Consider the following 21329-nt stretch of genomic DNA (forward strand, 5'->3'; position numbering starts at 1 on the left):
GGGTTCACATCGAGCCTCCGTTCGGGCGTCCCAGCGACAGCACTCCGGCCTTGACCTTCTGGAACGGTGTGGCCGCCAGGCTCCGGCTGGAGCCCCGGGCGTAGTAGCGCTCCAGGTAGAACTGGCCGACGCTCAGGATCGAGGTGAGGATCATGTACCAGGCCGCGGCCAGGAACAGCATCTCCACCGTCGCCCCCGAGGTCTGCGAGACGTTCTGGGTCGAACGCAGCAGTTCGGTGTACTGGACGGCCACCGCCAGGGACGAGGTCTTGAGCATATTGATGACCTCGTTGCCCGTCGGCGGCACGATCACGCGCATCGCCTGGGGGACCACGATCCGGCTCAGGGTCTTGCCGTGGCTCATGCCCAGCGCGTGGGCCGCCTCGGTCTGCCCCTCGTCGACGGACTGGAGCCCGGCCCGGCAGATCTCCGCCATGTACGCGGCCTCATTGAGCCCGAGGCCCAGCAGCGCACAGAGGAACGGGGTCATGAAGGACGACCACTCGTCCTTGTAGATCGGCCCGAGGTTGATGTACTCGAACACGATGCCGAGGTTGAACCAGACCAGGAGCTGTACGTAGACCGGGGTGCCGCGGAAGAACCAGATGTAGCCCCATGCGATCGAGGACGTCACCGGGTTCTTCGAGAGCCGCATCACCGCGAGCACGACGCCCAGCACCACACCGATGATCATCGCCAGCACGGTGATGATGACGGTGTTCTTCACGCCCTGGAGGATCTGGTCGTCGAAGAAGTAGTCCGGGATCGCGCTCCAGTTGATCTTGCCCTGGGCGAATGCGTAGACGAGTGCGGCCAGCAGCGCGATGGCGACGACGGCCGAGACGTACCGGCCGTAGTGCCGCACCGGGACGGCCTTGATGGCCATCGGCACGGGTGTGGGAGTGGGAATGGGCGGCGTGTCGGCCGGCCCTGTCTTCTTGATGTCAGTCACAGGTGCTGCCTTTCAGCGCCGGTCTCCGCTCAGGACCCGCCGTTGATCTTGGCCTCGCTGACCGCTCCGGCCTCCACACCCCACTTGGCGATGATCTTCTCGTACTCGCCGCTCTTGATGATCGCGTCGAGCGCGGCCTGCACGGCCTTGGTCAGATCCTTGTTGTCCTTGGCGACGGCGATGCCGTACGGGGCCGCCTCGACCTGCTCGCCGACCAGCTGGAAGTCGTTGCCGCCGCCGGAGGTCTTCACCGCGTACGCGGCCACCGGGAAGTCGGAGGAGCCGGCGTCCGCACCGCCGCCGCGCAGGCGGGTCTGTGCCTCCAGGTCGTTGTCGAACGCCTCGATGGAGATCGTGCCCTTGCTGCCGCACTTCTCGTTCTCGGTCTTGGCCAGATCGTGCGAGACCGTGCCGCGCTGGACCACGATCTTCTTGCCGCAGAGGTCCGACCAGGTCTTGATGCCCCTGTCGTCGCCCTTCTTGGTGTAGATCGAGACACCGGCGGTGAAGTAGTCGACGAAGTCGACGCCCTCGCCGACCTTCTTCCCGGTCTCGGAGTCGATGCCTTCCTGGCGGTCCTTGGTGTCGGTCATCGACGACATGGCCAGGTCGTAGCGCTTGGAGCGCAGTCCGGTGAGCAGCGTGTCGAAAGTGCCGTTCTCGAAGGTGAACTTCACCCCGAGCTGCCTGCCGAGCGCGTCGCCGATGTCGGGGTCGATGCCGACGGTCTTGCCGGACTTGTCCTTGAATTCGACCGGAGGGTAGGCGATGTCCGAACCGACCTTGATCTCGCCCTTGTCCCTGATCGCCTGCGGAAGCAGATCGGCGAGCGGGGCGTTCTCGGTGGTGTTCGTCTCGCCGCGCTTCTTGGTGGCGGAGTCGGTCTGGTCGCCACAGGCGGTCAGCAGCATGGTGCCGGCGACCGCGATGGCGCAAACCGCTGCAATCCGGGCCTTCGCGGTCGTACGACAGGTGGTGCTTGCGGTCATGTCGGAGTCCTCCGGCAGGTGAAGGGGGGTGCTGAAAGGTGGACGCGCGCACAACTTCGAGTGTCGCCACCTTGTGTGATTACGGCATCTTGCCATTCGGATTACCCCATTCAGGGAGCCTGTCATGTCAAAATCGGGTAACGGGCGACCCCCGAACCTCAACTGGCCGGTACGTCAGGGCCGGACCATCCGTGGGAATTGCATCCTCCGGCCGGAGGATCTCCGGTACGTCTCGACCGGTGGACGACTTTTATGCCGCTTAGCGGACTTGTCCCGATATTCGGCTATGAGTCACGTCACCGACTCGATACGGACTCGTCCGAGGCACTGTTCGTCAGGTAAAAAAGACGTTTACACCCCTCATCCGGGGCTCAGGGCGCGTGTGCGGCGCGCCCGCGCGTATGTAATCCCCCCTGCGGGAGCGGGCCAACCACTCCGCGCAGGCACGTACGCGGTGCCCGCCCACCCCTCCTCAACCAGGAGTGGCCACCCTCAAACGATGAAGACTTAAGGGGTCAACACCATGGCAGCGGAGATCGTCAATCCTCGCAGCGACAGCACTACTGACAGTGACATCGATCACGTGGATACCACAGCCGACGAGCCCTTCGATCCGGCCTTCGCCCTTCACCGCGGCGGGAAGATGGCCGTGCGGTCCACCGTCCCGATCCGGGACAAGGACGACCTCTCCCTCGCGTACACACCCGGCGTCGCCAAGGTGTGCAGCGCCATCGCCGAGAATCCCGAGCTCGTCCACGACTACACCTGGAAATCGCAGGTCGTGGCCGTCGTGACGGACGGCACCGCCGTCCTCGGTCTCGGTGACATCGGTCCCGAGGCATCCCTCCCGGTGATGGAGGGCAAGGCGATCCTGTTCAAGCAGTTCGGCGGGGTCGACGCGGTGCCGATCGCGCTCGCCACCACCGACGCGGACGAGATCGTCGACACCGTCGTCCGGCTCGCGCCCTCCTTCGGCGGAGTGAACCTGGAGGACATCTCGGCCCCCCGGTGCTTCGAGATCGAGCGCAAGCTCCAGGAGCGCCTGGACATCCCCGTCTTCCACGACGACCAGCACGGCACCGCCGTCGTGACCCTCGCGGCCCTGCGGAACGCCGCGAAGCTGTCCGGGCGGACGCTCGGAGATCTGCGCGGGGTCATCTCCGGCGCCGGGGCGGCAGGGGTGGCCATCGCCAAGTTCCTGCTGGAGGCCGGGATCGGCGATATCGCCGTGGCCGACCGCAAGGGCATCGTCAGCCGGGACCGCGAGGACCTGACCGACGTCAAGCGGGAGCTGGCCGCGATCACCAACAGGGCGGGCATCTCCGGACCGTTGGAGTCGGCCCTGGCCGGCGCCGACGTGTTCATCGGTGTCTCCGGCGGTACGGTCCCGGAGGCGGCCGTCGCCTCGATGGCCCCGGGGGCGTACGTCTTCGCCATGGCCAACCCGAATCCCGAGGTCCACCCCGACATCGCGCACAAGTACGCGGCGGTGGTGGCGACCGGGCGTTCGGACTTCCCGAACCAGATCAACAACGTGCTGGCCTTCCCCGGCATCTTCGCCGGCGCGCTCCAGGTCCGGGCTTCCCGGATCACCGAGGGCATGAAGATCGCGGCGGCGAACGCGCTGGCCGACGTGGTCGGTGACGAACTGGCGGCGGACTACGTGATCCCGTCCCCGTTCGACGAGCGGGTCGCCCCGGCGGTGACGGCGGCCGTGGCCGCCGCCGCGCGGGCGGAGGGCGTCGCGCGCCGCTGACGTGGCGACAGGGGGTGGGGCGGGCCCGCGGTGTGCGGGGCCGCCCCACCCTTTCCGTTGTGCGTGTGCGTGTGCGTGTGCGTGTGCGTGTCCGGCGTGTGTGCCGGTAGCCGGTGCCGGTAGCCCGTGACCCTGCGCCTGCCCGTGCCCCTGCCTCTGCCTCTGCCCGTGACCGGACCGCCTGTAGTGTTCCGGGGCGGGTTGGCGTGTGTCACACCGTCGGCCGGTTACGCCGCCGGACTCTCCGCCCTATCGTCGAGCCATGTTCGCCGCCTACGCAGCCCGCATCGACCCCGACCAGCCCCTGAACGGCCTTGAGCTGGGTGAACGCCCGGCGCCCGAGGCGCGTCCCGGCTGGACCACCGTCAACGTCAGGGCCGCCTCCCTCAACCATCACGACCTCTGGTCCCTGCGCGGCGTGGGCCTCGCCGAGGACAAGCTGCCGATGATCCTCGGCTGTGACGCCGCCGGGGTCGACCAGGACGGCAACGAGGTCGTCCTGCACTCGGTGATCGGCCAGACGGGGCACGGGGTCGGCCCCGGCGAGACGCGGTCCATCCTCACCGAGCGCTACCAGGGCACCTTCGCCGAGCAGGTCACCGTGCCCAGCTGGAACGTGCTGCCCAAACCGAAGGAGCTCACCTTCGAACAGGCGGCCTGCCTGCCGACCGCATGGCTCACCGCGTACCGGATGCTGTTCACCAACGCCGGGGTGCGCCCCGGCGATTCCGTGCTCGTCCAGGGTGCGGGCGGCGGTGTCGCCACCGCCGCCATCGTGCTCGGCAAGGCGGCCGGACTGAGGATGTTCGCCACCAGCCGGGACGAGGGCAGGCGCGGGCGGGCCGTCGAACTCGGCGCCGTGGAGGCGTACGAGTCCGGCGCCCGGCTTCCCCACCGCATGGACGCGGTCATCGAGACGGTCGGTGCCGCCACCTGGTCCCACTCGGTGAAGGCGCTGCGCCCCGGAGGCACGATCGTCATCTCCGGCGCCACCAGCGGTGACCGCCCCTCGCATGCCGAACTCACCCGGATCTTCTTCCTCGAACTGAAGGTCATCGGCTCCACGATGGGCTCCAAGGACGAGCTGGAGGACCTGCTCTCGTTCTGCGCGGCGACCGGTGTGCGGCCCGTCATCGACGAGGTGCTGCCGCTGGACCGGGCCCGGGAGGGGTTCGAACGGATGGAGTCGGGAGAGCAGTTCGGGAAGATCGTGCTCACCTCGTCCTAGGGCCGTCCCGCCAGGGGCCGGAGGGGGCAGCGCTCAGGAAGGGCCCGCGACGTCCTGGCCGATCCGCGTCAGTTCCATCGCCGCCCCCGCCACCGGGCTCATCCGGCGCTTGCGGAGGTCCAGGACGGGGTCCGGGTTCGAGAGGCCGTGTGATGCGAGCAGATTCATCAGGGACCAGATCACGTCGGGGCGCCCCGCCAGGGGGAGCTCCCGGCCCTCGGGGGTGATGACCGCCGCTGCGGTGGTGCCGGCGAGCAGATTGGTGCGGGGCCAGTCGACGACGTACGAGCCGCCGGCCGGGTCCGCGTACAGGACGACCTCCCTGGTGCGGTGCAGCACCGCCAGGTAGGTCATCGGGACCGTCAGCCTCCGGGCGGACTCGAACGGCGGTGTGCCGTCCGCCGGATGGACGCGCAGCACCGTATCGAGGACCGGCCCGTGGTCCTGGAAACTGTGCGTGGAGCGCATCTTCAGGAACCGGCCCCGCACCAGAACGCCACCGCGGCTCGACCACCGCCGGCCGACGGATCCGAACTCCGCCCGTTCACCCGGGAGCCCGTCCACGATCCACCGGGATTCCTCACCCGGCTCGGTCACCGGCGCCCGTTCTTCGGGGAAGGAACGGTCCCGCTCGACCACGGCGGTGTAGCGCGCCGCCGTGTGGGCGTCCAGGCGCCGGAGGTCGATCGTGTCGCCGGTCAGCTCGACGCCTCCCGCCGACCGTGAGATCCGCATCTGCCGCAGCAGGCGGCCGGGGCGCCGGGTCGCATCGCTCAGCCCGCCGTCGAGGCCGGCCACCCGGCAGGTCCGTGTCCCCGCCAGCAGGGTGCTGCTGGGCCACAGGGGGGTGACGCTTCCGTGGGGCTGCGGACCGGCGGATCCGGCAGGTCCGGCAGGTCCGGCAGGGGCGACGAGGACGGCCAGGCGGCCCGCCGTGACCGCCGACAGACACACGGACGGGACCCGCCACTGGTCCGTGATCTCGAACCACCCCGCCGGGCCCCCGGCCTCCGCTTCCTCCGCCTCGTACACCCGCAGCCTCAGTTCGACCAGTGGGGTGAATTCGTTGGGGGTGTAGTCGCCCGGGTACGTCGTGACGCCCGTCCCGCCCTCGGGGTCGTACCGCGCGAGTGACGCCTCCAGCACATCCGCGCGTACCAGCCGTGCCTGCGGATGGCCCTTCGGGGACTGCGGAGCCCACATCACGAAGCTCTCCTCGCCGTAGGAGAAGCCGCCGTCCTCGACCCGGTCCGCGCGCGTGATCCGGGGGAATCCGCGACGCGCGAGCCTGGAGGCCAGGACGAGGACCAGGCCCGAGCCGGCCAGCGCGGCGAGCAGCGGGATCCAGGCCCAGTCCTCGCCCTCGGACCAGGCGATCCAGGCCACGACGTAGGCCAGCGGCACCGGGAAGCAGCAGACCATGACGAAGAGAAAGTTGCCGACCACCGCACCGGCATAGCTACGCATGTCCCCGCCTCGCCTCGTTCCCGCGCCCCGGCGGCACGGGTCGTGGCCCGGGGGTTGCTGTCCTCGGCCCATAGTTCCGCCGCCCCCGCCCCAGCACCACCCTTCCGGAGGAACCGGTCGGCGCGTCCTTCCCCGCACCGGTCCGCCTCCATCCCGGACCGGATCGCGGTCGCATGCCCCGTACCGTCCACCGAATGTCCCCGCCGCAGGCACTCTTGATGGAGTGTCAGTTCTGCTGATGGGATCTGCCCATGCGAATCGGCAGAGCACTCGTGGCAGTCGTCGTCTCCTCCGTGCTGGCGGCCGGGGCCCTCGCCCCCGCCGCGTCGGCGCGTCCCGCCCCCGACCGGCCGGGGAGTGGCATCCCGCGGCTGACCGACGACCGCGGCAGGGCCCTCACCCTGCGCGGCTGGAACGTCGAGGACAAGGCGAACCGGGGTGAGGCGGCCCTGACGGCCGTGACCGAGAAGCACTTCCGCGATCTGCGGGCCAAGGGGTTCAACTTCGCCCGGCTGCTGGTCTTCTGGGACGATCTGGAGCCGGAGCGGGGCCGGTACAGCGAACGGTATCTGCGCCGGATCGACCGGATCCTGGACTGGGCGCGGAAGTACCGCGTCCAGGTCCTCCTCGACGCCCACCAGGACGTCTTCGGCCCGGCGTTCGGCCACCGCGGCATCCCCGCCTGGGCCACCCGTACCGACGGGCTGCCGTTCACCCCGCACCCCGACGACTGGTTCGCCGAGTACTTCGAGCCGGCCGTCCAGCGGGCCTTCACCCACCTGTACGAGGACCCGGACCTGCGGCGCGCCCAGGCCGACATGTGGCGGGTCCTCGCGGGCCGGTTCGCGCACCATCCGGCGGTCATCGGCTACGACCTGATCAACGAGCCGATGGGGGAGCTGCGGGAGGGCGAGGAACTGCCCGCGGCCGCCCGCCGGATCGAGGCCGAACAGCTCACCCCGATGTACAACAGGCTGGCCCGCGCGGTGCGTTCGGTCGACCGCGACACCTGGGTCTTCGTCGAGCCCACGCCGATCGTGGGCGAGGGCGTGCCCACCGGGCTGGGCCGGATCGAGGACCGCAGGGCCGTGTACGCGCCGCACTTCTACAACACGGCGATGGAGGCGGGCGCCGACTACGACCCCGGCGCGGGCTGGATCGAGTCGTACGAGGCCGCCGTGACCGCGTACCCGAAGGAGCGGCGCATGCCGGTCGTCGTCGGCGAATGGGGGCCGCTGAACAACGGGCTCCCGCTGATGAACCGTTTCTACCGCGAGGCGGTCGCCTCCCTGAACCGCTACAGCTCCGGCTGGGCGGGCTATGTGTGGTGCTACGGGGGCGGCTACTGCGCCCTCGACGAGCAGGGCCGCTTCCGTACGAACAAGGAGCTGACCGCCACCCCGTACGCCCCGGCGGTCGCGGGCACGGTCCGCTCCGACACGTACGACGCGGATACCCGGGTCTACCGGCTCACCTACACGGCGGCCCGGCGCGGTACGACGGAGATCTCGCTGCCGCCCTCGGCGCGGGGCTGGCGGGTCTCGGTGGACGGGTCCGCCGTGGTCCGGGGGGACGCGCGGCACGGCGGAGAGCTGCGGGTCGTGGCGAGGGGCGGGGCGCGGGTGGGGGTGACGGTGCGCGAGAGTGGCGCCCATGGCTGAGATGAAGACCCCTGAGGGGCTGGTGCTGCGTTCCTGGCGGCCGGACGACGCCCCGGCCGTGCTGCGCGCCTTCGCGCCCGCCGGGATGTCCCGCCAGTCGGCCCGTCCCGTCACGACCCCGGCCGAGGCCCTGGAGTGGGTGGCGGACCGGGAGCGGGAGCGCGCGGCCGGGACCGGCTACGCCTGGGCCGTCGTGGGGGAGGGCGAGGTGCTCGGGTGCGTGACCGTGGGTGCGGTGAACCGCGTCCACGACACGGGCTGGGTCTCGTACTGGACGGCCGGCCCCGCCCGGGGGCGGGGTGTCGCCGGGGCGGGCGTACGGGCGCTCGCGCGCTGGGCCTTCGGCGACCTCGGCCTGTTCCGGCTCGAACTGGGGCACCGGACGAACAATCCGGCCTCCTGCCGGGTCGCCGGGCGGGCCGGGTTCGCGGTGGAGGGGATCGAGCGGGGCAAGCTGCGGTACGGCGAGGAGCGGTTCGACGTGGAGCGGCACGCCCGTCTCGCGAGCGATTCTGTCAACGAAGGTTGACGAAGTGGCCGCGTCAACGTAGGTTGACGGCATGACCGAAGCAACGGATCTGGCCGCACGTGCCGGTGACCGCGACCCGCGTGTCGGGCTGCGGGCCGTCGCCGCGCTGCGGCGTCTGCTGGAACAACTCGAAGCCGTGCAGGTCGCGAGCGCCCGCGCCCAGGGCTGGTCGTGGCAGGAGATCGCGGCCGAGCTGGGCGTCAGCCGGCAGGCCGTGCACAAGAAGTACGGGAGGCATTGATGTTCGAGCGATTCACCAAGGGCGCCCGAGCCGTCGTGACCGGTGCCGTCGTCCAGGCCGAACGGGCCGGTGCCGGCTCGGTCGCCGAGGAACATCTGCTCCTCGCCCTGCTGGAACAGAGGGGCAGCCGGGCCTCCTTCGCCGTCGCGGCGCTCGGCCTCGCCGACGGCCGTGACTCGCTGGAGTCCTCGCTCGCCGATGCCCGTCGGCGCGGAGGCCTGACCAGGGCCGACACGGAGGCGCTCGCCGGGATCGGGATCGACGTCGACGAGATCGTGTCCCGTGTGGAAGGGGCGCACGGCGAGGGCGCGCTCGCCGGTGACCGGACGAGCCGCCGGTGGTGGTCCGGGCGCCGCCCGTTCACCCCGGGCGCGAAGACCATCCTGGAGAAGTCGCTGCGGGTCGCCCTCGGGCGCGGCGACCGCTTCATCGGCGAGGAGCACCTGCTGCTGGCGCTCACCGCCACCCCCGGAACGGTCGCGGACGTCCTCGCCGAGCACGGGGCGACCTACGCGACCGTGGAGCGTGCCCTGTACGGGGCCGGGGCAGCGGACCGGCGCGGCGGAGGGCCGCAGGCGGAGGCGGGCTGACCCGCACCCCGCCCGCCCCGGCCCCCGTGGGGTGCCGGGCGGGTGCGGGGCGGCCCTCCGCCGTCAGGCCCTGTCGCGGTCGCCGGCGCGGTCGTCCTCGCCCGCCGGGCCGCCCTTGCGCAGCAGCGAGTCGACGTGGGCCGCGGCCGTACCCAGGTGGTGGCGGGCCTCGGTGACCTGTTCCGCCGTGACGCCGTGGTCCCGTGCCGCATCGCGGATGTCGTCGCGGAAGCGGTCCAGGAGGCGGTCCAGGTCGCGGGCCGGGTCGCCCGTGGTGGCCGTGTCCCGGCCCCACTCGGGGTCCGCCCCGGCGGTCCCGGCCGCTCCGGTGGCTTCCGTGTCCTCGGAGGTCCGGGTGTCCTCGGGCTTGCCGAAGGGGGGCCAGTTGCCCGTCCTGGCGAATCCGCCGAGCTGGCCGGTGATCTCGGCCAGGCCCTCGCGCACACCGGCGGGCCAGTCGCCCCGCGCGAAGTGCTCCTGGACCTGGCGTGCGGCGCTCTGCATCTGGTCGCGTGCCTTCTCCTGGGCCTCCTGGGCCTGACGGCGGGCCTGCTGGGCGTCCTCGCGGGCGCGCCGGGACTCGTCCTTCGCCCGGCGGGCCTGCTCCTTCCACTCCTGCTTGGCCTTGCGCAGCTCTTCCTTCGCCGTGCGCCATGCCTCGCTGTCGCCCAGGTCGCCCAGGTCGCCGAAGTCGCCGAACGGGTGGGGGCGGGAACCCTTCGCGCCCTTGGTGCCCTTGCCGCCCGGCGTTCCGCCGCCAGGGGTGTGCCGGGACTCGGACGCGGCGGCCCGCATCTCGCTGCGCAGCTTGCCCGCCGCTCCGCGGACGTCGTCGCGGATCTCGGCGGCCAGCTCGGAGACGGAGTCGCGGATCTCCAGTTCCAGATCGGCCAGTTCGCCGCCGCGGCCCGCCAGCTCGGCGCGTCCCGCGTCGGTGATCGAGTAGACCTTGCGGCCGCCCTCGGTGGCGTGCGTGACCAGGCCCTCGGCCTCCAGCTTGGCCAGGCGCGGGTAGACGGTGCCCGCCGAGGGCGCGTACAGGCCCTGGAAACGTTCCTCCAGGAGCCGGATCACCTCGTAGCCGTGGCGCGGGGCCTCGTCCAGCAGCTTCAGCAGGTAGAGGCGCAGGCGGCCGTGGGCGAATACGGGGGGCATGTCAGAGAACCTTTCCGGTCGGCTCGGCGTCGTGCGGTTCTTCCTCGGCCTGCGGGCGGCGCAGCAGGGCGATGGAACCGGATGCGGTCATCGCCCGCAGTGTCCCGGTCCCGGCGCCGAGGGTGCCGGTGATCTTCTTCGCCCCCCACTGTCCGCTGACCCGCAGGTCCTCGAAGGCGCTGGACAGGGTGCCGCTCGCGGTGTTCGCCTCGACCGTCGCGTCCGCCGGGTGCGGCAGCCGGATGGCGATCTCGCCGGAGACCGTGGTCAGCCGGATGTCGGTGGGCCGTCCGGACGGGTCGAGGTCCAGGATCATGCCGCCGCTGACGGACTCGGCGCGTACGGAGGTCCCGGCGCCGTCGACCACGGTCAGATCGCCGGAGACGGACTGGAAGCGGAGATCGCCGGTGACGTCCTGGGCCTCCAGATTCCCGGACACCGTCTCGGCGGTCACCTTGCCGGTCAGGCCGGACACGCTGGTGTCACCGCTGACGCCGCGCACGTCGGTGCGTCCCCGGATTCCGGAGACGACGGCCTCGGCGCCGACCGCGCCGACCTCCACGGCGCAGTCGGCGGGCACGACGACGGAGACGACGGCCCTGCGGCGCCAGCCCTTGTCCTCAAGCCACTTGTGGAGGCTCTTCCAGTGCAGGTCCTCGTAGGCGACGGTCAGGGTGCCGTCCTGCTGGGTCACCACGAGCGGCGGGCCCTCCAGCGCGGAGATCTCCAGCCGGGCGGCCGTCTCCTCGCTGCCGACCACGTTGACGGTGCCGTTGACGACGCGCACCTGGAGCGTGGTCACCGGTTCGTCGAAGGTGAGCTTCTGCGGCTCGGCGACGGCCCACGTCGACACAGGCATGGATATGACCTCCCGGAGAGCGTGGTGACGCAACATATCGCGTCTCGTGTCGAACACGATATATCGCGGCTTGGTGAAGTCAAGCGTGATCGGGGGAGCCGCTGATCGCCCGAACGCCCAGAGGTGTCGCTCGAATAGCGTCATACATGGGCAAATTGCCCTAGCGTGTGAGGCATGAACGCGACATCCGTGGGGGCACTGCTGCTGTGCCGGGCCGACCCCGAGACCGTACGGCCCCTGGCTCACCTCCTGCGCGAGCCGATGCTGCTCACCCCGGCGGGGGACGAGTGGAGCGCACTCGTACCGGAGGGGAAGCCCTGGAAGGGCGCGGGGCGGGCGGGCGCGGCACCGGCCGGGCCGGGGCGGGCGGGGACGGACGCCGCGGCGGACGGGGCGGCCGAGCCCGTCGACCGGGTGCTCGGCGGCTGGGCCACCGCGCTCGCGGTCGGCTCCGCCTGGCCGGTGCTGGCCCTGTGGTGGGACGGCGACCGGGCGGGCTACACGCTGGCCGCCGGGTTCCGCCGCCCCGTCGGCTACATCTGGCTCGCCGACGGCACCCCGGCGGGCGAGGGCGAGGCCATGCGCACCTTCGCCGCACGGCTCGGCCTCGACCCCGTCCTGGATCTCCAGGCGCTGGAGGAGCTGACCCTGCCGGACCCCGACGCGGACGCCGACGCCCGGCTGACCGGACTGCTCGCCGTGCTCACCCGCACCGGACTGACCCTGCCGACCGGCCTCGGCCCCGGCGAGTCCGCCGACCGGCTGCGCGGCGTGGCCGAGGTGCTGCCGGGGACGGAACGCGTCGAGTGGGCGGGCTGGCGCGATGCCGTACGCGTGGAACTGGACGCGGTCGAGAACAGCCGCCTCGGCCCGTGGGTGAGCGGCCCCGGGGCCCGAGCGGTGGCCGTGGCCGAGGTCGTGGCCGGGCTGCCGCTCCTGCTGTGGGGCGCACGCCGGCGCAGCGGAGGCTGGGCCGCGGCCGGGGCGGTGCTGCTGGTGCAGGGCGCGCTGGGTATCGCGTACCACCGCGTCCGCGGGGCCCGGCCGCCCCGGAGCCGGGGACAGGAATAGCGCCGGGGAGACGGACAGCGCCCGGGACCGGGTCGGCTACGGAGCCGGAGCCGGTACGGAGCCGGGACGGGGTACGGAGCCGGAGCCCGGGGGCAGGGGCGGGCGGCGGGCAGGGGCGGAAGGGGCGGAAGGCGAAGGCCCCGACGCGCGCGTCCGCGTCTACGCGTCCTCGTCGTCCTCGTCGTCCAGTCGCGCCAGCCAGGTCGCGAGGCGCTCGACGGGCACCTCGAAGTCGGGGTTGAGGTCGACGAACGTACGCAGCTGCTCGGCGAGCCACTCGAAAGTGACCTCCTCCTCGCCGCGCCGCTTCTCCAGTTCCTCGATGCCACGGTCGGTGAAGTACAAGACGTGCTCCTGTTGCGTACGGAAGTTCTCCCCTCAGGGTATGGGGTCGCCGGAGCGGCCGGATCTCGACGGTGCGAAGCCGTTCCCCCTCGCCTGCCGGGGTGCCGGACAGTAATCTTGTCGGCCGGATCAAGTCAGCGCCGGGGCACCTGCCTTGACGTGCGGATCGGGGGAGCCGTGAGTGGTCGTGTCCGTCGTATCGATCTCGGTGACGGCAAGATCGTCTATGCCAGGGTCAGCGCGGCCGAGGGGTACGGGTCGTCCGACCGGGACGTCGGCGTGGCCGACGCCGCCGCGGCCAGACTGGAGCAGCTCAACGAGCTGATCGCCCGGGTCGGCGGCACGGTCCTGGACGCCGCGGCCGCGGTCAAGCCGCACGAGGCCTCGGTCACCTTCGGGGTGGAGCTGAGCACCAAGTCCGGCAAGGCGCTCGCCATCCTCGCGGACGGCGAGGCCAAGGCGTCCGTCCAGGTCTCCCTCACCTGGCGGCTGGGCGAGCGGGACCCGGAGGGGCCGGCCGGCACGGATGTCTGACGGCCTTCCCGACCTCGACGCACTCGTCCGGGCGGCCACCGTTCACTTCCTGCCGCCGGAGCCGGGCCAGGACCGGATGTGGGGCAGCGGCTTCTTCGTCGCGCCCGGCTGGATCCTGACCGCCGCGCATGTGCTCCTCCCCTATGTGCGGGAGGACCGGGACCGGCGCTTCAGGGTGGCCGGTGACCAGCGGCAGCACGGCATCGCCCCGGCCCCGGCACGGCTGGAGCAGTGGCTCGTCGGTGACCCGTGGAGCGAGCACATCCCGGCCCAGCGCGATCTGGCCCTGGTGCGGCTGCTCGACGACACGGTCGAGCACGAGTGCGTTTGGCTCAGCGACCAGATGGTCTCCAGCGGCGGTGACCGGGTGGCGTTCGGTTTCCGGCCGACCCAGGAGGAGGCCGAGGAGGACATCAGTCCGTACGGGCTCTGGCGCGGCGCGGTCAAGGCGAACGTCGACGACGGGGCGCTCGCCGTCCGGTTCGAGTCCCTGGCCGAATTCCCTCCGGGTGTCTCGGGCGGACCGGTACTGGATCCCGCCACCGGCGCCGTGCTGGAGATCGTGAAGTCCGGCCGCGCGGAGCAGGACGGCGGACGGGCCGTGTCCGCCGCCGCCCTGCGCCGGTTCGGCGTGCTGTACCGCGAGGTCATGGACGCCCATGACCGCTGGCACCACGGCCGCCGGGCCGACACCGGCAGCTGGACCTCCCACCAGGGCCGGCTCGGCGGCCGGGGCTCCGGCGCCGACGCCGAACAGTGGTCCCCCGAGGACCGGGTGAACGCGCTGAACCACCTCGCGGGCCTGGCCCCGCCCCTGGAGGGCGATGCCGCGGGGCTCGCCCGCCACGTGCGCAACGAACGGCTGCCGCACACCGTGCCGGCGCCCCTGACCTGGCGCGACGGGCACGGGCTGCTCTACCGGGGCGACGGCACCCCGCTCCCGGCGTACGTCTTCATGCACTACCTGCGGCTCGTCGGCGAACTCACCCGCGGCTACGGGGGCGACACGAGCGGGCTCGACGACTGGCTGGACGGCCGGCTGCGCAGGCTGCCCCCGCACCTGCGGCGGCTGGTGGAACAGGCCCGGCTGCCGGAGAGGGACAGCACGGAGCGCGTCGTCATCCCCTACCCCGGCCTCGCCGACCCGGCCCACATCGTCGTCGTCGAGCTCGACGAACTGCCCTACGGGACCCTGCACTGGCAGATCAGGATCGACGACGGCAGCGGTGACCACGAGATCTTCGCCTCGGAGACCGACCCGAACGGTGTGGCGCCCGGCCGCCTCCGCCTCAACCTGCGCGAACACCTCGCCGAGGCCTTCCAGTTCGCCGATACGGCGGGCGGGGTGCCCGCACCCTGCGAAGTCGTCGTACCCGCCGGGTACTTCGACACCCCCGTACACCGGTGGCAGCTCGCCGACGAAGCGCGCCTGGGCGATCCCGCCCATCTTCCGGTCGGGGTGAGACGGCGGATCGTCCTGCGCAACGTGGACCGGCGCGGGGAGCCGGACGCCCTCTGGTCGGACCGCTGGAGCGCGGCGGCCGGCTGCGGACCGCTCACGGCGAGCCGGGTGCCGCCCGCCGGACAGCCGCCCCGGAGCAGGCACTTCGCCGAGATACAGCCCTCCGGCATCCCCGTCCTGTGCCATCCCGCGGGCCGGGGCATCGGCCGCAAGGCCATCGAGTTCGCCTTCGACACGGGCCACGGCATCGCCCTGTGGCGCATCGACGGCCATGACCGGGGCCCCTGCGACAGCGACTGCGAGGACCTGCACAAGGGCGTCGCCGAACTGCTGGCGCGCACCGAGTCGCTGCCCGAACTCCCCGACCGGCTGCGGCGCATCAGGGAAGAGATCCACGAGACCCGGACGACGGGGCACTGGGCCGAATCCGTCGCCGTCATGTACGACGACCCCCGCCGCCCGGTGCCGGAGCGACCCGTGGGACCGGTGGACTCACCATGACGACTTGGCCGGAAATCAGCTTTGGCCGGGCCTTACGGGGGTACATTCCCGTGGGCCCATTGCGGGCGTTGCCTGCCCCCGTCGGCCAGAGCGCGGGAAGTCACCGACCGCCGACGAGGAGCGAGAAATGAGCAACTGGCTGATTTACCGGGGTGAGGGAGAGCCTGCCCCGGAACGGATCGGCGAGCTTCCGCCCCCGCCGCCCTGGCGCGACTTCACCGGTGAGCCGACCGGACTCCCGGTCCCCGGCCCGGACTCCTCGACGAAGCGGCGCCTCGGCGGGCGCCCCCTGCTCCCCGTCCAGGACGAGGACGCGATCCAGCTCATCAACGCCGCCCTGTATCTCCGGCGGCCGCTCCTGGTGACCGGCGAGCCCGGCTCCGGCAAGAGCACGCTCGCCCACGCCGTCGCCCGGGAGCTGGGCCTGGGCCGGGTCCTGCAGTGGTCCGTCGTCAGCCGTACGGAACTGAAGCAGGGGCTGTACGAGTACGACGCGATCGGCCGGCTCCAGGACGCCCAGCTCTCCCGCGAACGCGGCGCGGGCGAGGGCGACATCGGCGAGTACATCAAGCTCGGCCCGCTCGGCACGGCGCTCCTCCCGGCGGAACGCCCGCGGGTGCTGCTCATCGACGAGCTCGACAAGAGCGACATCGACCTGCCGAACGACCTGCTGAACGTGCTGGAGGAAGGCGAGTTCCGCATCCCCGAACTGGAGCGCACCGCCAAGCGCGAAGGACACGCGCCCGTCACCGTCCTGGACGACGACGGCCGCAGTGTGCCCGTCGTCGACGGAAGGGTGCGCTGCCGCGCCTTCCCCTTCGTCGTGATGACGAGCAACGGCGAGCGCGACTTCCCCAAGCCCCTGCTGCGCCGCTGCATCCGGCTCAATCTGGAACCACCGCGCAACGAACGGCTCGCCGCGCTGGTGCACGCCCACTTCGGGGAGGGCGCGCACGAGGCCAACCGGGACCTCCTGGAGAGCTTCAGCCGGGGCGACGACGAGGGGCTGCGGCCGACCGACGAACTACTCAACGCGATCTTCCTCACCCAGCACACCGCACGGGAGGCAGGCAGCCGGCGGGACAGCATCGCCCGGCTGCTGATGCGTCCCCTGGAGCAGCACCCCCAGCAGCGGTGACGCCGCGATGAACTCCGCCTCCCGCAGGGCAGCCGGCGCTGAGCACGGCGTGCTCACCGCACTGGTCGCCCGGCTCCGGGAGGCCGAATTCAGCACCACCGCCGAAGAGGTGGCCGACGCGCTGTGGCTCGCCCGCTGGGTCGGGCCCGCCACCTGGCCGGACGGGCCGCCGGCCGGGGCCGCGGCGGAGCCCCCGCCCGGCGACCGGGCGACCGGGCCCATCGTCCCGCCGGACCCGGTGGCGCCGCTCGTCCGCCCTCCCGCGGCACCGGCCGAGGGGCGCGCCGCGCTGCGCGCCCCGGCCACGGGCGGTGAAGGGGCCGGCGGCACCGGCGCGCGGTACGGGGGCTCTCCCGTACGGGTCCCCACCGCGCCCACCCTGCCCGACCCGCTCGCCCTCCAGCGCGCGCTGCGCCCCCTGCAGCGGTTCCGGCCGCCCGCCCGCCCGGCGGGCGGACTCCTCGACGAGAAGGCCACCGCGCAGCACGCGGCGGAGACCGGCCTGACCGTGCCGGTGCTGCGCCCCGCGCGCCGCCGGGTGGCCCGCGCCCAACTGCTCATGGATGTCTCCTCCTCGACCATGGTGTGGGAGCAGACCCTCGACGAACTGCGGGAGGTCCTCGAACGCGCCGGTGCCTTCCGCGAGGTGCGCGTCCACTATCTGCACGAGGACCCGGACGGCGCCCCGGGCGCCGCCACCACGGCCACCGCCGGCCCGGCCGCGCTGTGGCCCCCGGCCCAGCTCACGGACCCCACCGGACGGCAGATCACGCTGCTGCTCAGCGACTGCGCCGGACCGATGTGGCGCAACGGTGCCATGCACCGGCTGCTCCACCGCTGGGCGGCCGCCATGCCGGTCGCCGTCGTCCAGCCGCTGCCACAGAGGATGTGGCGCAACACCCATCTGCCCGCCCGGCCAGGACTGCTGCGCAGGCCCGAAGGGCCCGCGGGGCGGCTGGAGTTCCTGTCCCCGGGGGAGGCGCCCCGGCACGCGGTGGCCGTTCCGGTGCTGGCGCCCCACCACCTGTCCCTGGAGACCTGGGCCCGGCTGCTGTCCGGGACCGGCGAGCTGACGCTGCGCGCGGCGGCAGCCTGGGTCGGCCCGGACCCGCGCCCCGCCCCCGCCCCGGCCCGCCGGGCGGCCGACTTACCGGCCCGGGAACGGGTCCGGGTGTTCCGCCGCCACGCCTCGCCCGCCGCGGTTCGGCTCGCCCAGTGGCTGACCACCACCCCGCTGGAACTGCCGGTGATGCAGCACCTCCAGCGGGCCATGCTGCCGGACAGCGGCCCCGACGTCCTCGCGGAAGTGCTGCTCGGAGGGCTGCTCACCCGTCTCGACGGGGGACCCGGCAGCCCCGCCTACGCGTTCCGCGACGGTGTCTGGGGCGAGCTGTACCAACGACTGGCACCCGGCGACCCGGATCTGGCGCTCAAGCACCTCTCCCGCTACATCGAGGGGCGCTGGGGGCGCACCGCCCGTAACTTCCCCGCGATGGCGGTGGCCTATCTGGAAGGCAGCGTGGAGCCGCCCCGGCCACCGGGCGGTTCCCCGGACGACCCGCTGCTGCGGGAGTTCGCCGTCGTCTCCACCCGGGTGCTGCGCCGCTCGCTGCCCCGGCCCGTCACCGCCGCGACGGAGCACACCGACTCGCCCGGTGAGGCGGCGGAGGAGGCACGGGCACGGCTGGAACGGTTCCGGCTGCAGGGCACCGCCCGGGATCTGGACGCCGGAATCGCGCTGCTCGGCTCGGCGTCCGGGGCCGAGCGCCGCCGCCCGGAACAGGCCGAGCTGTACGCCTCCCTGGCCTCGGCGCTCGTCGAGCGGTGGGAGGCACGCAGGCTCGGCGAAGACCTCCAGGGCGCCCTCCAGGCCGCGGAACAGGCCGTGCCCACCGTGACCCGGGCCTACCGGACCATGGGCGACGTGCTGGTGAGGATGGCCGAGGAGGTGGCGGCGGCCGGGGCGGACACGGACGCGGTGCCCGGCCGGTACCGGCAGCGCGCCGCCGCACCGGGGGAGACCGCGGACCCGGACTCCGTACGCTTCCTGCTGCTGGACGACGCACAGCGGGCGCTGGCGGAGGCGGTGGCCGGGGGCGGTGCGGTCGCCAGGACCGCCGCGATCGTCCGCGCCCGGGTGCTCCAGGAGCTGGCCGGTGACTTCGCGGAGCAGGCCCTGCGGCTGCACAGCCCGCCGCCCGAAGATCCCCAGGAGTGGTATTCGGCCATGATGCTCCGGTCGATCGGCGTGCTGGACACGCTGGTCGAGGCGGACCCCGTACCGCCCTCGTCGCTGTATCTGCGCGGCCGGTCCTACATCATGCTCGCCCGCCGACTGGCGGGGACGACGGACGGCGGACCGGCCACCGACCCGGAGCGGGTACGGGACGCCGCCCGGCGTGCCCGCGCCGACCTGACCGAGTCGCTGGCCCGGATGGCGCACCTGCTCACGGGCGACCGGGACGGCGAGGAGCCGCGGCACGAGGCCGCCGCGCACTGGCAGCCCGACCCCGCCGACCTCGTCGACGGCTGGGCCGCGCTGGCGCAGGCCCATGAGCTGGCCTGGACCGGCCTCGACACGGAGACGGGCCTGGTGCACGCCCTGCGGGCGCTCACCGAGGCGCGGGCCGCCGCCGAGAACCTGCCGGCCGGCTCCCGGCGCGAACTGCTGATCCTCCGCTGCCTGGAGGCGAAGGCGTCCATCGAGAGCCGGCGCTTCCACGAGGGCATGGACTCCCCGGACGAGGCGCTCGACCGGGCCGTCGAGGCCTGGGCGGAGGTCTGGTCCCGGACGCCCGCCGACAGCCCCTGGGAGCCCGGCAACCTCCAGATATACGGCCTCACCCTGCTGCGCCGGGCACAGCAGAACAGGTCCGAGGAGGATCTGCGCGAGACGGTCCGGCTGCTGCGCCAGTCCGTGGCGGGGACCTCGGAGAACAGCCCGGATCTCGCCGCGCGGAGAATGAACCTGGGCCTGGCGCTGCTGTTCCGCTTCCGGCTCGTGGGAGCCCTGGTCGACCTGTACGAGGCCGACTGGATATTGGGAGCCGCGGCCCGCGGGGCCGTCTCGGGCGATGTCGCGGCCTCCGCCCACGCCGTCCGCGGCCAGGTGGCCCTGGAGCTCGGCCGGGCGGTCGGGGCCGAAGTGCGGTTCACCGAGGCCGCGGCCTACTTCAAGCAGGCCGCGGACCGCGCGCTCGCCGCCGGATCGCCCGTCATGGCCGCCGCCCATCTGATGGACCGGGCCAGGACGCTGGAGCGGATCGCCGGTCCCGACCGGGCGCTCACCGAATACCACCGCGCACTCGCCGTCCTCACCGAGCACGGCGGGGAGCACGGCCGGGTCGCGGACCGGATCAGGGAGAACGTACAGCGCCTCGAATCGGGTGACGTATGACGTTGCCGCCCGACGACAGCAGCACGCCCCTGCCCTCCTTCGGGTCCCTGGCCGCCCTCGTCGACCGCGGCGGCGCGACCGGACACCCGGTGCTGGACGCGGTCCTGGCGGGACTGCGCGACCGGTCCGCCGAGTCCGGACCGTGCGTGGCGTACTACGAGGACGCCCCGTGACGGCGGACACCACGGCGGGCCCCGTTCCGCACTGGCCGCACCGGGCGCTGGACGCCTCGGACCTGACCCCGGTCCCGCTGCGGCAGTTCGTGCTCAAGGTGCACAGCCGGTGCAACCTCGCCTGCGACTACTGCTACATCTACCGCAGCCCCGACACCAGCTGGCGCGAGCGCCCGGCGCGGGTGGCCGAGGAGACCATGGCCCGCACCGCCGACCGCATCGGCGAGCACGCCGCCGCCCACGGCCTGGACCGCATCCGGGTCGAACTGCACGGCGGCGAACCCCTGCTGGCGGGCCCCGGGCCGCTGCTCGCGTACACCCGCGCGGTACGCCGGGCGGTGCCCGCGGACTGCGAGGTGCTGCCCACCGTGCAGACCAACGGCACGCTGCTGACCGGCGCCGTCCTCGACCGGCTCGGCGACGAGGGCATCCGGGTGGGCCTCAGCCTCGACGGCGGGAACGCCCGCCTCAACGGCCGGCGCCCGGGCCACGACGGCCGGCCCTCCTGGCCCGCCGCGTCCCGCGCCGCCGCCCTGCTCGCCCGGCGCGGCGCGCAGTACGCGGGCATCCTCAGCACGATCGACCTCGCCGGTGACCCGCGGGAGGTCTACACCTCGCTGCTCGCCCTGGACCCGCCCGGAGTGGACTTCCTGCTGCCGCACGCCAACTGGGGCACGCCCCCGGCGGGGAAGCGGCCCGCCCGCCCCGGACGGCACCGGCCGCATCCGGCACCGTACGGGCAGTGGCTCGCCGAGGTCTTCGACCTGTGGTGGCACGCGGACGGGCTGCGGACGAGGGTCCGGCTGTTCACGGAGATACTGGCCCTGCTGCTGGGCAGCCGGAGCACCGCCGAGGCGGTCGGACTCTCCCCGATGGCCGCGATCGTGGTCGACACGGACGGTGCGATCGAGCAGGTCGACTCCCTCAAGAGCGCCTACGCGGGCGCCCCCGAGACCGGCCTCGACGTCTTCGCCAACTCCTTCGACGAGGCGCTGCGCCACCCCGGAGTCGCGGCACGGCAGCTGGGCGAACAGGGGCTCGCGCCGGAGTGCCGAGGCTGTCCGGTGCTCCGGGTGTGCGGCGGTGGCAACTACGCGCACCGGTACGCCCCGAACAGCGGCTTTCTGCACCCCAGCGTCTACTGTGCCGACCTCGAACACCTCATACGGCACATCGCCCGACGCCTGTGTGACGCGGGAGACAATGGTCACTGTTCGCCAACCTGCCCTCACTGAGCGAAATCTGACGCACAATCGAAGAGCTTGCGCACAAAGTTGAACA

The 21329-nt window shown here is 72.7% G+C and carries 19 protein-coding genes; 13 read left to right on the top strand and 6 right to left on the bottom strand.

The window, feature by feature from the left end; all coding sequences use genetic code 11:
* Nucleotides 1-4: 4 nt before the first annotated feature.
* Together OHA98_RS08000 and OHA98_RS08005 are read right to left on the bottom strand one after the other, a co-directional pair.
* The gene (locus tag OHA98_RS08000; protein ID WP_266923758.1) at nucleotides 5-952 is read right to left on the bottom strand and encodes an amino acid ABC transporter permease; all 948 of its coding nucleotides are present in this window, start codon (nucleotides 950-952) and stop codon (nucleotides 5-7) included.
* Between the two features lie 29 nt (nucleotides 953-981).
* On the bottom strand, nucleotides 982-1941 hold the full coding sequence (locus OHA98_RS08005; protein ID WP_266923759.1) for an ABC transporter substrate-binding protein: 960 nt from the start codon (nucleotides 1939-1941) through the stop codon (nucleotides 982-984).
* 523 nt (nucleotides 1942-2464) lie between these two features.
* Here OHA98_RS08005 and OHA98_RS08010 point away from each other — a divergent pair.
* Both OHA98_RS08010 and OHA98_RS08015 read left to right on the top strand, forming a co-directional pair.
* Nucleotides 2465-3697, top strand: coding sequence for an NADP-dependent malic enzyme (locus tag OHA98_RS08010; RefSeq protein WP_266923761.1), 1233 nt, complete (start codon nucleotides 2465-2467; stop codon nucleotides 3695-3697).
* A gap of 262 nt (nucleotides 3698-3959) precedes the next feature.
* Nucleotides 3960-4925: a zinc-binding dehydrogenase gene (locus tag OHA98_RS08015; RefSeq protein ID WP_266923762.1), complete on the top strand. Its 966-nt coding sequence runs from the start codon at nucleotides 3960-3962 to the stop codon at nucleotides 4923-4925.
* Between the two features lie 33 nt (nucleotides 4926-4958).
* On the opposite strand, the gene OHA98_RS08020 is transcribed toward OHA98_RS08015, so the two are convergent.
* Nucleotides 4959-6392 (bottom strand): hypothetical protein, encoded by a 1434-nt coding sequence (locus tag OHA98_RS08020; RefSeq protein ID WP_266923764.1) that lies wholly within the window; start codon nucleotides 6390-6392, stop codon nucleotides 4959-4961.
* A 251-nt stretch (nucleotides 6393-6643) separates the two neighbouring features.
* Between OHA98_RS08020 and OHA98_RS08025 the strand changes: the two genes are divergently transcribed.
* From OHA98_RS08025 to OHA98_RS08040, 4 genes are read left to right on the top strand one after another with little or no spacing between them, the layout of a single operon-like run.
* Nucleotides 6644-8053: a cellulase family glycosylhydrolase gene (locus OHA98_RS08025; protein WP_266923765.1), complete on the top strand. Its 1410-nt coding sequence runs from the start codon at nucleotides 6644-6646 to the stop codon at nucleotides 8051-8053.
* Nucleotides 8046-8582, top strand: a complete 537-nt coding sequence (locus tag OHA98_RS08030; RefSeq protein WP_266923767.1) for a GNAT family N-acetyltransferase — start codon at nucleotides 8046-8048, stop codon at nucleotides 8580-8582. The genes OHA98_RS08025 and OHA98_RS08030 overlap by 8 nt, the downstream gene beginning before the upstream one ends.
* A 31-nt stretch (nucleotides 8583-8613) precedes the next feature.
* Complete coding sequence (locus OHA98_RS08035; RefSeq protein WP_266923769.1) at nucleotides 8614-8823, top strand: helix-turn-helix domain-containing protein; 210 nt, start codon at nucleotides 8614-8616, stop codon at nucleotides 8821-8823.
* Entirely contained in the window at nucleotides 8823-9413 is a 591-nt protein-coding gene (locus OHA98_RS08040; protein ID WP_266923770.1) for a Clp protease N-terminal domain-containing protein, read from the top strand. The genes OHA98_RS08035 and OHA98_RS08040 overlap by 1 nt, the downstream gene beginning before the upstream one ends.
* A gap of 63 nt (nucleotides 9414-9476) precedes the next feature.
* Here OHA98_RS08040 and OHA98_RS08045 read toward each other — a convergent pair whose 3' ends face one another.
* Together OHA98_RS08045 and OHA98_RS08050 are read right to left on the bottom strand one after the other, a co-directional pair.
* A complete protein-coding gene (locus OHA98_RS08045) occupies nucleotides 9477-10568 on the bottom strand; it encodes a PadR family transcriptional regulator (RefSeq protein WP_266923772.1) in 1092 nt (363 codons plus the stop codon).
* Between the two features lies 1 nt (nucleotide 10569).
* The gene (locus OHA98_RS08050; RefSeq protein ID WP_266923774.1) at nucleotides 10570-11427 is read right to left on the bottom strand and encodes a DUF4097 family beta strand repeat-containing protein; all 858 of its coding nucleotides are present in this window, start codon (nucleotides 11425-11427) and stop codon (nucleotides 10570-10572) included.
* A gap of 174 nt (nucleotides 11428-11601) precedes the next feature.
* Here OHA98_RS08050 and OHA98_RS08055 point away from each other — a divergent pair, with 174 nt between their 5' ends.
* Nucleotides 11602-12498 (top strand): hypothetical protein, encoded by an 897-nt coding sequence (locus tag OHA98_RS08055; protein ID WP_266923776.1) that lies wholly within the window; start codon nucleotides 11602-11604, stop codon nucleotides 12496-12498.
* A 159-nt stretch (nucleotides 12499-12657) separates the two neighbouring features.
* Here the strand turns inward: OHA98_RS08055 and OHA98_RS08060 are convergent, their stop codons facing one another.
* Entirely contained in the window at nucleotides 12658-12843 is a 186-nt protein-coding gene (locus OHA98_RS08060; protein WP_003966321.1) for a DUF6104 family protein, read from the bottom strand.
* Between the two features lie 177 nt (nucleotides 12844-13020).
* On the opposite strand from OHA98_RS08060, the gene OHA98_RS08065 reads away from it, so the two are divergent.
* The 6 genes from OHA98_RS08065 to OHA98_RS08090 all read left to right on the top strand — a co-directional run bounded on the left by OHA98_RS08065 (nucleotide 13021) and on the right by OHA98_RS08090 (nucleotide 21283).
* Complete coding sequence (locus OHA98_RS08065) at nucleotides 13021-13377, top strand: CU044_2847 family protein (protein WP_266923778.1); 357 nt, start codon at nucleotides 13021-13023, stop codon at nucleotides 13375-13377.
* On the top strand, nucleotides 13370-15340 hold the full coding sequence (locus tag OHA98_RS08070) for a trypsin-like peptidase domain-containing protein (RefSeq protein WP_266923780.1): 1971 nt from the start codon (nucleotides 13370-13372) through the stop codon (nucleotides 15338-15340). The genes OHA98_RS08065 and OHA98_RS08070 overlap by 8 nt, the downstream gene beginning before the upstream one ends.
* Nucleotides 15341-15467: 127 nt before the next feature.
* Nucleotides 15468-16478, top strand: coding sequence for a MoxR family ATPase (locus OHA98_RS08075; protein ID WP_266923782.1), 1011 nt, complete (start codon nucleotides 15468-15470; stop codon nucleotides 16476-16478).
* Between the two features lie 7 nt (nucleotides 16479-16485).
* Nucleotides 16486-19875: an SAV_2336 N-terminal domain-related protein gene (locus OHA98_RS08080; protein WP_266923783.1), complete on the top strand. Its 3390-nt coding sequence runs from the start codon at nucleotides 16486-16488 to the stop codon at nucleotides 19873-19875.
* Nucleotides 19872-20048 carry a YxD-tail cyclophane-containing RiPP peptide gene (locus OHA98_RS08085; RefSeq protein ID WP_266923785.1) on the top strand — a complete coding sequence of 59 codons (177 nt, stop codon included), beginning with the start codon at nucleotides 19872-19874 and terminating at the stop codon, nucleotides 20046-20048. The genes OHA98_RS08080 and OHA98_RS08085 overlap by 4 nt, the downstream gene beginning before the upstream one ends.
* A complete protein-coding gene (locus OHA98_RS08090; protein ID WP_323179527.1) occupies nucleotides 20045-21283 on the top strand; it encodes an FxsB family cyclophane-forming radical SAM/SPASM peptide maturase in 1239 nt (412 codons plus the stop codon). The genes OHA98_RS08085 and OHA98_RS08090 overlap by 4 nt, the downstream gene beginning before the upstream one ends.
* Nucleotides 21284-21329: the final 46 nt, after the last annotated feature.

This window comes from Streptomyces sp. NBC_00654, from assembly GCF_026341775.1.
GTDB lineage: Bacteria > Actinomycetota > Actinomycetes > Streptomycetales > Streptomycetaceae > Streptomyces.